The organism is Streptomyces aurantiacus, assembly GCF_001418335.1.
Classification (GTDB): Bacteria; Actinomycetota; Actinomycetes; order Streptomycetales; family Streptomycetaceae; genus Streptomyces; species Streptomyces aurantiacus.
Window position 1 is genome coordinate 1 of sequence record NZ_LIPP01000446.1, and the last position, 15,755, is coordinate 15,755.

A 15,755-nucleotide genomic window follows, 5' to 3' on the forward strand; every position below is an offset into this window, starting at 1 on the left:
CCGGATTCGAACCGGCGCTACCGCCTTGAGAGGGCGGCGTGCTAGGCCGCTACACAACGGGGGCCTTGCAGAGTTGGCCTCTGCGATGCAGATAAGCTCTGCGAGCTGGCCTACCAGGACTCGAACCTAGACTAACGGAACCAGAAACCGTCGTGCTGCCAATTACACCATAGGCCACTGAAACTCAACCCCGGTGGGGATTTTGTTTTAGCTTGCGCCTCCGGCCTGCGGCCTTTCGGCCCACTGTCCGGCGACGCAGGAAGAACATTACCCGAAGGTGGACGGCGCTCCAAAACGGGTATCGGGCCGGCGGACCGCCCACCGGTGTCCGGGTGGTCCCCGACGCAGGCGACCCTGCGCGGCCCCGCCGGCGCACGACTTCGACGGTCGTACGCCGACGGTGCCGCCGGACCGCTCCCGGCAGCGCTGTCCCGGCAACGCGGTGTCCGGGTGCGTCAGTCGCGTCAGTCGCGTCAGTCGACGGTTGTCGTGCCGGTCTGCGTGAGGGCGGCTCCCTGGCCGTCGCGCGGCTCGGCGGTGAGCTGCCAGGTGTAGGTGCCTCGGGGCACTCGCGTACCGGTGTCCGTCGTGGCGTTCCAGGACGGGCGGACCGCGGCGGCCGTCGAGGCGCCGGTGAGGGTGCGGACGGTGGTGCCGGAGCTGTTGCTCAGGGTCAGGGTCCAGGCCGACGGCTTGCTGAGCTGCCACACGGGACGCCACGGGTCCGCGATGGTCGGGCCGGGCTGCGGGTCGGTCTGGGCCTCCATCCGGGCGAGCGGCGAGGTCGGGACGTTCGCGGTGACGATCGCCACCCGGCCGTTCTCGGTGAGGTACGCGACATTGCCGCCGAAGCGGTCGACGGCCCAGCGGCCGGTGTGGCCGCCGGTGTTCTGGTCCGCGGTGGGCAGCACGGCCACGGTCCGGGTCGTCGCCGTACCGGTGTGGAAGTCCGTGAGCAGCAGTTCGTGGCTGGTGCGGTTCTCACGGACCAGGTAGCCGTCGGCGAGGCGGGACGGTCCTGCCGGGACCGTGATGTTCCGGCCCGTGGCGCGGTCGTGGACGCCGGCGGGTCCCGCGGTGCCGCAGGTCCAGTACAGCCAGGTGTTGACGGCCTGGAGCTCGCTGGGGGTGCAGGGTGCGCCCGTCGCGACGGTGGCCGCGTTCGTCTTCGACTTGAGGTCGTACCCGACGACGCTGCCCTGGGTGGTGCCGGGGGTCCACAGGCGCTGGCCCCAGACCGCGGCGGCGCTGCGGGTGCGGTTCAGCGCGGTCTGGCCGTCGGCGCCGCTCGGGAAGTCCGCGACCTTCTGCACGCCGGCCGGGCCGCCGTTGTAGAGGACGTACCGGCCGGTGCCGGCGCCGATGCGTCCTGCGGAGTCCCCGGTGGGTTCGGTGGACGTGGTGGTGCCGAGCCCCGCGACGTGCACGGACTCCTTGCCGTCCGTACCGGTTGACAGGTAGGCGAAGCGGCCGTCGCCGAGCGCCTCCAGCTGCGGGCAGGCCGCGTCGCCGCCGAGGCACGGCGAGGAGGTGACGAACGAGCTCCTGGGGTTCTGGATGCCGGTGGGCTTTCCGTCGGTGTCCAGCGGGACCGCGTACACGGCGTCCCCGCCGCTGTTGGCGGTCGCGTTGCCGTACATCAGCAGTTCGCCGCCGGCGATCATCAGGCCGTCCACCGTGGCGCGGACCGGCGGCACGGTGAAGACCGGCTCGGCCGCGACGTCGCCGTCGGCGGTGGGCAGGACGCGGTGGACGTGCCGGTCGCTGCTCGGCCCTGCGTCGGCGAGCAGACCGCCGTCGGGGGTCACCCGGTACTGGCCGTCCGCCTTGTCGAGGACCGTGTGCCGGGCGCCGGTGACGAGGGACACGGCGGTGAGCGCCAGGTCGGCGTCCGAGGAGATGAAGGACGGGTCACCGCTGAGGATGTGGTCACCCACGACCCCGAGGGCCTTGAAGGGGACGGGGATGTCGACCGGGGCCGGCTCGGTGCCGGGCGCGGAGTCCACCCGGACCGCCTTCTTGTTCACCACGAGCCAGCGGTCGTTGAAGAGGATCTGCGGGGTGGTGCCGGCGACGCCCGTGACGTACGTACGGAAGGTGCCGTCCGCGAGGTCGACGAGGCCCACCGAGGTGGTGCCGTCCACCGTGTAGGCGAGGGCGAGGCGGCGGACCGAGCCGCCGGTCTCGTAGGTGCCGGTGGGCCGCGCGCCGGCCGGGAGTCCGGTCACCGGCAGGTCGCGGGTGGTGCCGTCGGCGGTGGCGCGCAGCACGTGCGGGGCTCCGTCGGCGTCCTGGGTGAGCACGCTCCAGCCGGACGCGGCCTTGTAGGTCTGCCCCTGCGGGACCGTGACCGTGGCGGTCGCGCCGGTGGAGCGGTGCTTCTGGCCGATGACGGCGCCCGATGTGCCGGTGACGATCACATCGGTGCCGGTGGTCAGGTCCTCCGGGCCCGCGTGCTGCGGCGGGGTGACGCCCGGGAAGTCGGCCCACTGGGGGTTCACGACGCCCAGCTGGAACTGGAATCCGGATGCCCCCGCCCACTGGTAGCGGACCTCAAGCGGTGTGACGCGGTTCAGCTGTGTGGTGGCGACCGGGCTGTCGGCGCTCGGCGCGGCCTCGGCCGGTGCGGCCGGCACGACCCCCGACAAGGCCATCGCCCCGCCCAGAGCGAGCCCCATCAGTCTTCCTGAACGCAGTCTTCGTGAACGGATCAACGTTCCCCTCCCCTGTATGCGTGTATGACGCCTACGCGGTCAGTTTCAGCTTCGTCAGCGCCGCGTCGATGCGTGCCAGCGACTTCTCCTTGCCCAGGATCTCCAGGGACTCGAAGAGGGGCAGGCCGACCGTGCGGCCGGTGACGGCGACGCGGACCGGGGCCTGTGCCTTGCCCAGCTTGAGGCCATGGGCCTCGCCCGCGGCCAGCACGGCCTCCTTGAGGGACTCGGCGGAGGTCCAGTCCGCGGACTCCAGCTTCTCGCGGGCCGTCGCGAGCAGGGCGTCCGAGCCGTCCTTCATCGCCTTCGTCCAGGACGCCTCGTCGGCGACGGGCTCCGGCAGGAACAGGAAGTCGACGTTGTCGGTGATCTCGGAGAGGACCTTGAGGCGGGTCTGGGCGTGCGGGGCGATCGCGTCCCACTTGGCCGCGTCGAAGTCCTCCGGCGCCCAGGAGGCGAAGGGGGCCTTCAGCCAGGGGGCGCAGCGCTCGGCGAACTCCTTCACGTCGAGGAGCCTGATGTGGTCGGCGTTGATGGCCTCGGCCTTCTTGAGGTCGAAGCGCGCCGGGTTGGGGTTGACGTCCGAGACGTCGAAGGCGGCGACCATCTCCTCGACGGTGAAGATGTCGCGGTCCGCCGAGAGCGACCAGCCCAGCAGGGACAGGTAGTTCAGCAGGCCCTCCGGGAGGAAGCCGCGCTCCCGGTAGAGGTTCAGGGAGGACTCCGGGTCCCGCTTGGAGAGCTTCTTGTTGCCCTCACCCATCACGTACGGGAGGTGGCCGAAGGCGGGGACGGACTTGGCGAGACCCAGCTCGATGAGCGCCCCGTACAGGGCGATCTGGCGCGGGGTGGAGGAGAGCAGGTCCTCGCCGCGCAGGACGTGGGTGATCTCCATCAGGGCGTCGTCGACCGGGTTGACCAGCGTGTAGAGCGGGGCGCCGTTGGCGCGGACGATGCCGAAGTCCGGCACGTTCTCCGGGAGGTAGGTGATCTCGCCGCGGACCAGGTCCGTGAAGGTGATCGGCTCGTCGGGCATGCGGAAGCGGACGACGGAGGTACGGCCCTCGGCCTGGTACGCGCTCTTCTGCTCGGCGGTCAGGTCGCGGCAGTGGCCGTCGTAGCCGGACGGCTTGCCCGCGGCGCGGGCGGCGGCCCGGCGGTCGTCCAGCTCCTGTGTCGAGCAGTAGCAGGGGTAGGCGCGGCCGGCGTCGAGGAGCTTCTGGGCGACGTCGCGGTAGATGTCCATGCGCTGAGACTGACGGTACGGCGCGTGGGGGCCGCCGATCTCGGGGCCCTCGTCCCAGTCGAAGCCCAGCCAGCGCAGCGAGTCCAGGAGCTGCTCGTACGACTCCTCGGAGTCGCGGGCCGCGTCGGTGTCCTCGATGCGGAAGACGAACGTGCCGCCGGTGTGGCGGGCGTACGCCCAGTTGAACAGGGCCGTGCGGACCAGGCCCACGTGGGGGTTGCCGGTCGGGGACGGACAGAAACGTACCCGGACATGTGCGTTAGCCACGCTTGATCACCTTGTTGGTGAGAGTGCCGATGCCTTCGATGGTGACGGCGACCTCGTCGCCGACACTGAGCGGGCCCACCCCTGCCGGAGTGCCCGTGAGGATCACGTCGCCGGGGAGCAGCGTCATGGCCTCGGTGATGTTGACGATCAGGTCCTCGATGGAGTGGACCATTTCGCTGGTGCGGCCCAGCTGGCGCTGCTGTCCGTTGACCGTGCACTGGATGGTGAGGTCGGACGGGTCGAGGTCCGTCTCCACCCAGGGGCCCAGCGGGCAGGACGAGTCGAAGCCCTTGGCCCGCGCCCACTGCTTCTCGCGCCGCTGGACGTCGCGTGCGGTGACGTCGTTCGCGCAGGTGTAGCCGAGGATCACGTCCTTGACGCGTTCGCGCGGGACCTCGCGGCACATCCGGCCGATGACCACGGCCAGCTCGGCCTCGTGGTGCAGCTCCTGGGAGAAGGAGGGGTACGCGATGGCGTCGCCGGAACCGATCACCGAGGTGGACGGCTTGAAGAAGGCGAACGGGGCGTCGGGCGCCTCGCCGCCCATCTCCTTGGCGTGCTCCGCGTAGTTGCGGCCGAAGGCCACGACCTTGTTCGGGAGCACGGGCGGCAGGAGGCGGACCTTGCTCAGCGGGACCTTGGTCCCGGAGAGCTCGAAGTCCGCGAACGGGATGCCCTTGATGATGTCGAGCACGAGGCCGTCGGTCGATCCAGGAGGGCTCTCGCCCTCGACCGCACCGAACGCGACGTTGCCGTCGATGGAGAACCTGGCGATGCGCACGGTGTCCTTGCGCCCCTCACTGAGCTGGCCGGAGTCTGACGCTCCAGGCTAACGCGGCACGGGGCTGCCGCCTCGCGCATATCCCGGGGCGCGGCCAGGTCCGGCCCGGCCCGGTCCGGTCGATCTTCGTGGATCGGCCCGCGGCGCCGTGCCGGTCTTCGTGGGCCCGCGAAGACCGGCCGGACGGGGCCCGCCGGACAGGGCCGGCGGCGTGGGAGGGTTACTCCGTGATCGTCGCCGCGGCCGGTACGTCCATCAGGATGGTGCGGCGGGGGTTCGCGGTCTGCGCGGGAAGTTCGGCGAACTCGACGGGCTGCTCCGACTCCTCCGGCGTACGCAGCTCCTCGGCGTCTTCGAGGTGCGCCAGTGTGGTGCGTCGCGGGTTGGCTATGTTGCGGAACATCATCGTCGTCTTCATCTGGGGTTACAGGCCCTGTTCGATAGAGGCGCCGGCGGGTTCGGGAACCGTCGCGCGGGCGCGGGTTGTCGGATGTGCCATCCCTGTAAAACGTCAGGCTAAACACGCGGTTCCCTGTCGAAGCCGTGAAGACACCGTGATCGTCGTGTGAGTTTCCTCACTTACCAGTGGGCAAATCAGCCAATTCGGACCCTCAACCCTCCACCCCGAAACGGACATTGCGTCCCTGAAGACATCATTCCTCTCCTGATCATCTCGACTGGGACACCGCTTACCCCTGAAGGTCTCGTCCTGATGTGTCCCTTATGGACGAGGTCACTCTCTACGGCTCGTGACCCCGCACTCACAAGGCGTCACGGAGGTCACAGCATGGTCTGTGGGCCTTGTTGGAGATCCCCCACTGTGCTGGAATTCCACGGACCGCCGCAGGAACGAACCGGCGCGCAGGGGCGCAACGCAGCGCCGAGTGGCGGCGGGAAAGGGGAGCCTGCGCCGGTCACTCACGACCACCATGGGAGCACTTTCAGGGTGCTTCCAAGACGCCGACACCGTCTCGCCGTTCACGCGGAGAGGCGCCTGGTCCAGAGGTTGCGACGCTAGTGCAGGGACGTTTCAAGAGGGATGGCAGCGCTTCGGCGGAGCCGGAGCCGCAAGGCGGGACTGGCCCCAGGGCAGTCGGCTCCTCGCCCCAGCACGCCCAGAACCCGGGACCGGCGCAGGCCGGCAACAGTGGTGACCGCTCCTCGCGGCCCGGCGCGCCCAAGGGCGCCCAGGGCAAGGGCGGTCCGAACGCGGCGAACGGTGCTCCCGGCACCGCCCCCGCCGCGCCGCCGAAGGCGAAGGGCCCCAGCGGCCCCGGGTCACGCGTAGCCCTGCGCAACTGGCGCATCTCCACGCGTCTGGTGTCGCTGCTCGCGCTGCCGGTGGTCGCCGCCACCTCGCTGGGCGCACTGCGCATCAGCGACACCATGGACGAGATCCAGCAGCTTGAGAACATGAAGCTGCTGACCGACATGACGAAGCAGGCGACCGAGCTCGCCACGGCGCTCCAGGAGGAGCGCGACAAGTCGGCGGGCCCGCTCGCCAACGGCACCAAGGCCGGCGACGTCTCGATCAAGGGACTCCGCGACAAGACCGACCGCGCTCGTTCCGCCTTCCTTGAGGGCACCCACGAGCTCGACGACGCGGACAACAACGAGAACCTCGACGGTGTCCGGGACAACGTGGTGGCCATCGCCACCCAGCTGAACACCCTGAGCAAGGTCCGCAACAGCGCCTTCCAGGAGGAGGACAACTCCTCCCAGTCGGTCGAGGCCTACCACCGGCTCATCGAGCAGCTGCTCGGCCTCTCCCAGGACATGGCCGAGGCGACCAGCAACCCGGAGATGATCCAGCGCACCCGCGCCCTGGCGGCGTTCTCCACCGCCAAGGAGTTCGCGTCGATGCAGCGCGCCGTCATCGCCGCGGCCCTGCCCGCCACGGACAAGACGTTCGGTGAACTCTCCCCGAACGACCGGCAGTACGGCCTCTCCGCCTTCGAGAACCAGCGGTTCGAGCTCACCAGTTTCGCCTCCATCTACGAGGGCAGCACGACCTCGCTCACCAAGCCCCTCGACGAGCCGAGCCCGACCATCAAGGACGCGGACGGCTATCTGCAGCGTGTGCTCCAGCGCAGCAACGGTCTGCAGCTGCAGGCCAAGCGCTCGTACCTGGACTGGGTGGACGCCGACTCCGCCAGGTACCAGGAGATGTCGAAGATCGAGCTGACGCTCCTCAACCAGATGGAGCAGAAGGCCCGCGAGCTGCGCAACGACTCCGAGCAGGAAGCGATCATCTCCGGTGCGCTGATCCTGCTGGTGCTCGGCGTCTCGCTGGTCGGCGCCTTCGTGGTGGCCCGCTCGATGATCCGCTCGCTGCGCCGGCTGCAGGACACCGCGACGAAGGTCGCCCAGGACCGGCTGCCCGAGCTGGTCAAGCAGCTCTCCGAGTCCGACCCGCAGGATGTCGACACGTCCGTCGAGTCGGTCGGTGTGCACTCCCGGGACGAGATCGGCCAGGTCGCCGCGGCCTTCGACGACGTGCACCGCGAGGCCGTACGACTGGCCGCCGAGCAGGCCCTCCTGCGAGGCAACGTCAACGCGATGTTCACCAACCTCTCGCGCCGCTCCCAGGGCCTCATCCAGCGCCAGCTCTCGCTCATCTCCGAACTGGAGTCCCGCGAGGCCGACCCGGACCAGCTGTCCTCGCTGTTCAAGCTCGACCACCTCGCGACCCGCATGCGCCGTAACGGCGAGAACCTCCTGGTCCTCGCCGGTGAGGAGCCCGGCCGCCGCTGGACCCGCCCGGTCCCGCTGGTCGACGTGCTCCGCGCCGCCGCCTCCGAGGTGGAGCAGTACGAGCGCATCGAGCTCTCGTCCGTGCCCACCACCGAGGTCGCGGGCCGCGTGGTCAACGACCTCGTGCACCTGCTCGCCGAGCTCCTTGAGAACGCCACCTCGTTCTCCTCCCCGCAGACCAAGGTCAAGGTCACCGGGCACGCGCTGCCCGACGGCCGCGTACTGATCGAGATCCACGACACCGGCATCGGCCTCTCGCCCGAGGACCTCGCGGCCATCAACGAGCGGCTCGCCTCGCCGCCCACCGTGGACGTCTCCGTCTCCCGCCGCATGGGCCTGTTCGTGGTCGGCCGTCTGTCGCAGCGGCACGGCATCCGCATCCAGCTCCGCCCGTCCGACTCCGGTGGTACGACCGCGCTGGTCATGCTCCCCGTCGATGTCGCCCAGGGCGGCAAGAAGGTGCCGGGCAACAAGCAGGGCCAGGGCGCTCCCACCGTCGGCGGTCCCGCGGCGGCGCAGGCCGCGGCCGGTGTCGCGGCGGCCCGCCGGGGCGGTGCCGGTGGCGGTCCCGCCCTCGGCGCGGGCGCTCCGAACGGTGGCAACGGCGGCCGGCTGAACGCTCCGCCGCAGCGCGGACAGGTCGGAGCCGGTACCGCGCCGCGAGCCGCGCTGCCCAGGCCGGACGCCGGTGGCGGCCGTCCGGGCGGACCGGGTGCGCCCGGTGGGGCGCGTCCCCAGCAGCCGCAGCAGCCCCCGCAGGGCAGGCCGGCACCCGCGGGCGCCGGTGCTCCGCAGGGCTTCAACGGCTTCTCCAACGACTCCGGCCGGCAGGACATGTTCGGCGGCGGACGCCAGGACACCATGGGCGGCAACCGCGGCCCCGGGTCCGGTCAGCAGCGGCCCGCGGGCAACGCCGAGCAGGGCCGTCGCTCCCCGCAGCACTCACAGCAGTCGCCGCAGCTGCCGCCCCTCGGCGGTCCGCGCGCCGAACTGCCGGGCGGCAACCCGCAGCAGCGCGTGCCCAGCTGGAGCGACGACAACGCGCAGCCGCCGGTGCCGCGTTCCGCGCCGGACGCACCGCGCGGGCACGAGGAGCCGGACGCCACCTCGCAGATGCCGCGGATCGACGACCGGCACGCGGGGCCCGCGTCCACCGCCGAGTTCCAGCGGCCCGACTACGACGCTCCGCGCCCCGGCACGAACGGCCCCGGCACGAACGCGCCGCAGGGCAACGGGCAGTTCGTCCGCCCGGACGTGTTCGGCTCACCGAATCCTTCCGGCGGCGGGCAGCACAACCCCCGTGCGGGCGGCCAGTACAACCGCCAGGACCCGGCCCAGTACTCCCCGGCCGGTTACGACAACGGCTCCAACGCCGGTTCCGGTTCCGGCTACGACAGCGGACCCGGCTACGACAACGGCTCGGGCTACGACAACGGTTCCAACGGCCAGTACCCGCCGCAGGGCCGCGAGGCCCAGCAGGACACCGGCCAGTTCCCGGCGCAGGGCTACGGCGAGCGGCAGCAGGGCGGCGGTGGCACCGGGCAGTTCGAGCGGCCCGCCAACGGCAACCGTCCTCCGCAGCCTCCGCAGCAGCGCCCCCAGTCGCGCCGGCGGCCCTCGCTCCCCCCGGAGCCGGACTCCAGGGGCGCAGGTCAGCGGCCCGACGAGGTCCGTGGGCCGAACGAGGGCTGGGAGCTGCCGCCCGCGACGGGTCCCGGCGACGGACGTACACCGCTGTACGACACTCTGGAAACCAACTGGTTCAACCAGGCTCAGGGCGGCGACGGCGCCCAGAACGAGCAGACACCGCAGCAGCAGCCCGCACAGGCTTCCGCGGCCCCGCAGCGTCCGGCACCCGCCGGCGCTTCCGCCTCCTCGTGGCGGACCACTCCCAATGACGAACTCGGCCGCCAGGCCGAGCGGGTACGCCAGCCCTCCGCGGGTGGCGTGACCGTCTCGGGTCTGCCGCGCCGGGTCCCCCGCGCGAACCTCGTCGCGGGAACGGCGCAGCAGCAACAGCACCAAAGCGGTCCGCAGGTCTCGCGTGCGCCTGATGACGTACGTGGCCGGCTGACCAATCTTCGTAGGGGCATTCAGCAGGGCCGCCAGGCCGGTACCGGCCAGACCGGCAGCTTCCCCAGCCCCACTCACCAGCAGGAGCGTTAGTTGAGCCAGATGAGCCAGGCGGCACAGAACCTCAACTGGTTGATCACCAACTTCGTTGACAACACCCCCGGGGTGTCCCACACCGTCGTCGTATCCGCCGACGGACTCCTTCTGGCGATGTCCGAGGGCTTCCCGCGCGACCGCGCCGACCAGCTCGCGGCCGTCGCCTCCGGACTCACGTCCCTGACCGCCGGCGCCTCGCGCATCTTCGAGGGCGGCACGGTGGCCCAGACGGTCGTCGAGATGGAACGCGGTTTCCTGTTCCTGATGTCCATTTCGGATGGGTCGTCCCTCGCGGTCCTCTCCCACCCGGACTGCGACATCGGCCTCGTCGGATACGAGATGGCTCTGCTTGTGGACCGTGCGGGCGCAGTGCTCACACCGGATCTGCGGGCGGAGCTCCAGGGCAGCCTGCTCCACTAGCAAGGTTTTACTTACCGAATGTAGGAAAACCCGTCCGGCCGCCCTCCCCCCACCGGCCCCGTCAGACGGCTCGACTCACCGACTTGCTGTCCCGCCCGGAGGACCCACATGACCCCGCCCACCGCTTCTCATGATCCGTACGCACATTCGTACGAGGATGAGGGCGACCAGCCGCTGGTACGTCCGTACGCGATGACCGGCGGGCGGACGCGGCCGCGCTACCAGCTCGCCATCGAGGCACTGATCAGCACCACGGCCGATCCGGCAGCGCTCATGGGACTGCTCCCCGAGCACCAGCGGATCTGCCACCTCTGCCGTGAGGTGAAGTCGGTGGCCGAGGTGTCGGCCCTGCTGTCCATGCCTCTGGGCGTGGCACGGATTCTTGTCGCGGACCTCGCGGAGGCCGGACTCGTCGCCATCCACCAGCCGGGTGGCGACGAGAGCAATGGCGGCGCCCCCGCCGTGACACTGCTCGAAAGGGTGCTCAGTGGACTTCGCAAGCTCTGACGGAGGGCGGGCGACCACCTCCGCGAAGATCGTGGTGGCGGGTGGCTTCGGCGTCGGCAAGACCACGTTCGTGGGTGCCGTCTCCGAGATCAACCCGCTGCGCACGGAGGCCGTGATGACGTCCGCCTCGGCGGGCATCGACGACCTCACCCACACCGGGGACAAGACGACGACCACCGTCGCCATGGACTTCGGCCGCATCACCCTGGACCAGGACCTGATCCTGTACCTCTTCGGTACACCGGGCCAGGACCGCTTCTGGTTCATGTGGGACGACCTGGTACGGGGCGCCATCGGGGCCGTCGTCCTCGTCGACACCCGCCGCCTCGCCGACTGCTTCCCCGCGGTCGACTACTTCGAGAACAGCGGCCTGCCGTTCGTCATCGCCCTCAACGGCTTCGACGGGCACCAGCCCTACACCCCCGAAGAGGTCCGCGAGGCCCTGCAGATCGGGCCCGACGCCCCGATCATCACGACGGACGCCCGCCACCGTTCCGACGCCAAGAGCGCGTTGATCACGCTGGTCGAGCACGCCCTGATGGCGCGCCTACGGTAGGCGTCCGCCCGGGGAACGGCGTCCTGGCAAGCCGGGCATCAAGTCGGCAACGCCCTACAGAGGTTGTCGTAGACGCATTGGAGCCGGCTGTGTCGTTTGACACGGTCGGCCTCAGTGTTCATAACGTTTCGGAAGAGATAGCGAGTGGTGCCGACACGCGTCGCGGTCGCCTGATGCCGCTGTGCTCACAAAAGCCCCGTCTTTTGACGGGGCTCGTTCTTTATGACCGTTTTATCTGGGCCTTACCTCACCCGGAATCTACGGTTCCGAGTGTTTGGACGAGCACACAGTGACGTGCTGGAATGCGAAGAACTGCCCAGTAGCAAGGGCCGGAAAGACACACGCGGCACGACGAAGGTGCAGAGCCGAGAGGTTGTTGGTCGAGTGAGGCGAAGCAAGAACGGTCCCGAGCCGTCGGCACGGGGCAACTTCACCCCGCCGCCGCGCGGAGCGGCACCCGCACATGTGCCCGGCTCGGAGCCGACGGCTCCGCCCCCGCCCAGCGGCGGCCGTCTCTCTCCGCGCAACTGGCGGGTACCGACCAGACTGAACGCGATCCTGCTCATACCCGTGCTGGTCGGCCTCGTCATGGGCGGCTTCCAGGTGCGCAGTTCGATCGACACCTGGCAGGAGGCCGAGGACGCGGAGAACACCGCGCGCCTCGTGCGGGCCGCGCTGACCTACGGCGACAAGCTGTACTCCGAGCGCGACATCACCGCCGCTCCGCTGCTGCAGGGCGACGGCGAGAAGGACGCGACCGTCGTGAAGGCCCGCTCCGAGACGGACGCCGCCGCGGTCGCCTTCAACGAGGCCGCCAAGACCATGCCGGCCAAGCCCGGCCTGGAACGCCGCCTCGGCATCTTCCGCAAGCAGGAGCCCAAGCTCGGCACCCTGCGCAAGGCGGCGTACACCTCGAAGCTCACCGGCGTGCAGACCGAAGAGGGCTACGTCGAGATCCAGCACCCGCTGATGGAGTTCGCCAACGAACTCGGTCTCGGCACCGGAAACATCACCAGCTACGGCCGTACGGTCTACGCGATCTCCCTCTCCAAGGCCGCCCTCTCGCTCCAGCGCTCCATCGGCATGCACATGCTGATCAAGCCGGGCCCGTCCGACGAGAGCCTGGCCAAGCAGCGCGTCGCCCTCACCTCGTACGCGTACCTCGAAGGCATCGCCATCGAGGAGTACATCGGTGGCGGTACGAACAGTGACGCCGCCAAGCTGGAGCAGGCCACCAAGCAGATCCAGACCGACGGCGCGGCCCAGGCCAAGGAGGCCGCGGAGGCCGCCCAGGCCGCGGGCCGTACCTATGTCCCGCCGCCGTCCGACCCCACCGACATGGTCAGCGGTCTCGGCACCCTGCCGTCGACCGACGCCAGTGCCCGGGTCGCGCTCGCCGACAAGGGCATCACGGCCCAGAACTGGTGGGCGGTCAACACCGCCAAGTACAACGCCTACCGCACGATCGAGGCCGACCTCGGGGACAAGGCCGTGGCCGAGGCCTCGACCATCGCCTCCGACGCCAAGCGGGACGCCTTCATCACCGGTGCCGCCGTCGTCATCGCCCTGCTCGCCGCGTTCATCCTGGCCGGCATGGTGGCCCGCCAGATGAGCCGCGCGATGCGCCAGCTGCGCAACGCGGCCTTCGGTGTCGCCGAGCAGCGCCTGCCGATGCTGGTCGACCAGCTCTCGCGCACCGACCCGGGCCGGGTGGACACCCGCGTCCAGCCCATCCCGATCACCACCACGGACGAGATCGGCGAGGTCGCGCGCGCCTTCGACCAGGTCCACCGTGAGGCCGTACGTCTCGCCGCCGAGCAGGCCATGCTGCGGGGCAACATCAACGCGATCTTCACCAACCTGTCGCGCCGCAACCAGTCGCTGATCGAGGGCCAGCTGACCCTGATCACCGAGCTGGAGAACAACGAGGCCGACCCGGACCAGCTGGAGAGCCTCTTCCGGCTCGACCACCTCGCGACCCGTATGCGCCGCAACGGCGAGAACCTCCTGGTCCTCGCCGGCGAGGAGCCGGGTCGCCGCTGGGACCAGCCGGTCCCGCTGGTCGACGTGCTGCGGGCCGCCTCCTCCGAGGTGGAGCAGTACGAGCGCATCGAGCTCTCCGGTGTTCCGGAGGCCGAGATCCACGGCCGCGCCGTGACCGACCTCGTGCACCTGCTCGCCGAGCTCCTGGAGAACGCCACCACGTTCTCCTCCCCGCAGACCAAGGTCCGCGTCACCGCGACCCGGCTGCCGGACGGCCGCATCATGGTCGAGATCCACGACAAGGGCATCGGCCTCACCGCCGAGGACTTCGCGGACATCAACCACAAGCTGGCCAACCCGCCGACCGTGGACGCCGCGATCTCGCAGCGCATGGGCCTGTTCGTGGTCGGCCGGCTTTCCGACCGGCACGGCATCCGCGTCCAGCTGCGCCCCTCGGGCGAGCAGGCCGGCACGACCTCGCTCGTCATGCTCCCCGACGCGATCACCCACGGTGGCGGCGGCGACCAGGTGCAGCGCGACGACTTCACGGTCTCGCAGATCATCCCGGAGCCCGAGCAGCAGCAGCCCTTCCAGGGCGGCGAGCAGTTCCAGAGCATCCAGCCGCCCCTGCGCACGGCCGCCGAGCTGGGCTTCGACGACAGCCGCTACAACCCCGAGGTCCCGGACGACATACGGGAGCTGGACCCGGTGGGCCGCTCCCTCATGCGGGACGAGCGCCGCGCGGCCCTGGAGGCCCAGACCCAGGGACCCGAGGGCGAGGCCCCGTCCTTCCAGGGCGAGTTCGACCCGCAGCAGGCCTACGACAACGGCGGGCAGGCCTTCGAGAACGGCCAGGCCCCGTTCGGCAACGCCGCCGACGCCACCAACGCCGCTCCGGCCGCGTACACCGAGGCGCCCGCGTACGACCAGCAGACGCCGTACGAAGAGCCGCAGCAGACGTCGTACGAGGAGACGTACTTCCCGCCGGCCGGCGAGTACCCGGAGCCCACCTATACGGAGCCGGTCCCGGGCGAGCAGCAGCCGGTCCAGGCCGCCGGTCCTGACGCGTTCCCCGCCTTCGGGGAGCAGCCCTACCAGGACGACTGGCCGCAGCAGGACACGTACCAGAACAGCTATCCCGCCGGGTACGCTCCCGAAGCGGAATCCGTGCAGGGCCCTGACGTGGCCGAACAGGACCGCGTAGGCTTCGAACCCAAGGGTCCGGGCACGTCGAACGCCCACGAGCTGACCGACGCCGGCCTTCCGCGCCGCGGAGGAGCCACCGACGCCGGGCTTCCCCGCCGCGGAGCCACCGCGGGCGGACCGGGGAGCGTGGGCCAGGCGTCGTCGCCGGCACCCTTCGCGAACAACGACAGCAACGGAAGCGGCACCAACAGCAGCAACGGCACGGGCAAGGGCGACTGGCGGTCGAACAACGACCAGATGTGGCACCGCGCCGAGCAGCTGAAGGAGCCCAAGGCAGGCGGAGTCACCCCCTCCGGTCTGCCGCGGCGCGTGCCCAAGGCCAATCTGGTCGAGGGCACCGCGGAATCGACCCCACAGGGCGGCCCCCAGGTCTCCCGCGCTCCCGAGGACGTCCGGGGCAGGTTGAGCAACCTGCGCCGGGGCGTGCAGCGGGGACGTGATGCAGGAAGCGATACGAATGGTCAGGGTTTCGGCTCTGACGGCACCTACAACCAGGAGCGTTAGTGTGAGCCCGATGAGCCAGGCGGCACAGAACCTGAACTGGTTGATCACCAACTTCGTGGACAACACCCCCGGGGTGTCCCACACNNACTCCTTCTGGCGATGTCCGAAGGCTTCCCGCGTGACCGTGCCGACCAACTGGCGGCCGTCGCGTCGGGCCTGACCTCCCTGACCGCGGGCGCGTCCCGCATCTTCGAGGGCGGGAGCGTGAATCAGACCGTTGTGGAGATGGAGCGAGGATTCCTCTTCATCATGTCCATTTCTGACGGTTCCTCGCTCGCGGTTCTCGCACATCCGGAAGCGGACATCGGTCTCGTTGGGTACGAGATGGCCCTTCTGGTCGACCGTGCCGGTACCGTCCTCACGCCGGATCTGCGTGCCGAGCTCCAGGGGAGCCTTCTCAACTAACAGACAAGCAATGCGTTTTGCCGTCCCGTGGCCGTAAGGTTTCGGGACGCGGCTCCACATCGATGGGCCCGGCACATTCGGAGGAGGAGAACGTGGCAACACCCCCAGGCGGTTCGTCTTCGGGCAACTGGTCCTATGGCCCCGGCCATGGCCAGGGCGGCGACGGCTCGCCGAACCGGTACAACTTCCCCTCCGCGCCGAGCCCCCGCCGCCAGCAGCCGTACGCCCCTCAGGGCCCCGGCC

Annotated in this window: 9 protein-coding genes, 1 tRNA gene and 3 pseudogenes; 8 read left to right on the forward strand and 5 right to left on the reverse strand. The window is 70.2% G+C overall.

Features of this window, described 5'->3' with window-relative positions; genetic code table 11:
- Window positions 1–105: 105 nt before the first annotated feature.
- From AOK01_RS38345 to AOK01_RS38365, 5 genes are all read right to left on the reverse strand, one after another.
- Window positions 106–177, reverse strand: a tRNA-Gln gene (locus AOK01_RS38345).
- A 296-nt stretch (window positions 178–473) separates the two neighbouring features.
- Entirely contained in the window at window positions 474–2,678 is a 2,205-nt protein-coding gene (locus AOK01_RS38350) for a FlgD immunoglobulin-like domain containing protein (RefSeq protein WP_055520014.1), read from the reverse strand.
- A gap of 67 nt (window positions 2,679–2,745) precedes the next feature.
- The gene (gene gltX / locus AOK01_RS38355; RefSeq protein ID WP_079104088.1) at window positions 2,746–4,227 is read right to left on the reverse strand and encodes a glutamate--tRNA ligase; all 1,482 of its coding nucleotides are present in this window, start codon (window positions 4,225–4,227) and stop codon (window positions 2,746–2,748) included.
- Window positions 4,220–5,008: a fumarylacetoacetate hydrolase family protein gene (locus AOK01_RS38360; RefSeq protein WP_055520018.1), complete on the reverse strand. Its 789-nt coding sequence runs from the start codon at window positions 5,006–5,008 to the stop codon at window positions 4,220–4,222. Before AOK01_RS38360 ends, gltX begins: the two co-directional genes overlap by 8 nt.
- Before the next feature lie 220 nt (window positions 5,009–5,228).
- Window positions 5,229–5,426 carry a hypothetical protein gene (locus AOK01_RS38365; RefSeq protein WP_055520020.1) on the reverse strand — a complete coding sequence of 66 codons (198 nt, stop codon included), beginning with the start codon at window positions 5,424–5,426 and terminating at the stop codon, window positions 5,229–5,231.
- Between the two features lie 599 nt (window positions 5,427–6,025).
- Between AOK01_RS38365 and AOK01_RS38370 the strand changes: the two genes are divergently transcribed.
- From AOK01_RS38370 to AOK01_RS45875, 8 genes and pseudogenes are all read left to right on the forward strand, one after another.
- On the forward strand, window positions 6,026–9,928 hold the full coding sequence (locus tag AOK01_RS38370) for a nitrate- and nitrite sensing domain-containing protein (RefSeq protein ID WP_055520022.1): 3,903 nt from the start codon (window positions 6,026–6,028) through the stop codon (window positions 9,926–9,928).
- Window positions 9,929–9,937: 9 nt separating this feature from the next.
- Entirely contained in the window at window positions 9,938–10,351 is a 414-nt protein-coding gene (locus AOK01_RS38375; protein ID WP_055520031.1) for a roadblock/LC7 domain-containing protein, read from the forward strand.
- Window positions 10,352–10,459: 108 nt separating this feature from the next.
- Window positions 10,460–10,858, forward strand: a complete 399-nt coding sequence (locus tag AOK01_RS38380; RefSeq protein ID WP_055520025.1) for a DUF742 domain-containing protein — start codon at window positions 10,460–10,462, stop codon at window positions 10,856–10,858.
- Window positions 10,839–11,414, forward strand: coding sequence for a GTP-binding protein (locus AOK01_RS38385; RefSeq protein ID WP_055520027.1), 576 nt, complete (start codon window positions 10,839–10,841; stop codon window positions 11,412–11,414). Before AOK01_RS38380 ends, AOK01_RS38385 begins: the two co-directional genes overlap by 20 nt.
- A 384-nt stretch (window positions 11,415–11,798) precedes the next feature.
- A complete protein-coding gene (locus tag AOK01_RS38390; protein WP_055520029.1) occupies window positions 11,799–15,107 on the forward strand; it encodes a nitrate- and nitrite sensing domain-containing protein in 3,309 nt (1,102 codons plus the stop codon).
- Window positions 15,061–15,191, forward strand: a pseudogene (locus tag AOK01_RS45870) (roadblock/LC7 domain-containing protein); the annotation flags it as partial. The gene AOK01_RS38390 and the pseudogene AOK01_RS45870, both read left to right, overlap by 47 nt.
- A 2-nt stretch (window positions 15,192–15,193) precedes the next feature.
- Window positions 15,194–15,512: pseudogene (locus AOK01_RS38395) on the forward strand (roadblock/LC7 domain-containing protein); the annotation flags it as partial.
- Window positions 15,513–15,604: 92 nt separating this feature from the next.
- Window positions 15,605–15,755, forward strand: a pseudogene (locus AOK01_RS45875) (DUF742 domain-containing protein); the annotation flags it as partial.

Bases quoted from the DNA above. Each gene is read 5' to 3' on its own strand.
- AOK01_RS38375 (WP_055520031.1), top strand. From the start codon at position 9,938: ATGAGCCAGGCGGCACAGAACCTCAACTGGTTGATCACCAACTTCGTT.
- AOK01_RS38380 (WP_055520025.1), top strand. From the start codon at position 10,460: ATGACCCCGCCCACCGCTTCTCATGATCCGTACGCACATTCGTACGAG.
- AOK01_RS38350 (WP_055520014.1), bottom strand. From the start codon at position 2,678: ATGGGGCTCGCTCTGGGCGGGGCGATGGCCTTGTCGGGGGTCGTGCCG.
- AOK01_RS38365 (WP_055520020.1), bottom strand. From the start codon at position 5,426: ATGAAGACGACGATGATGTTCCGCAACATAGCCAACCCGCGACGCACC.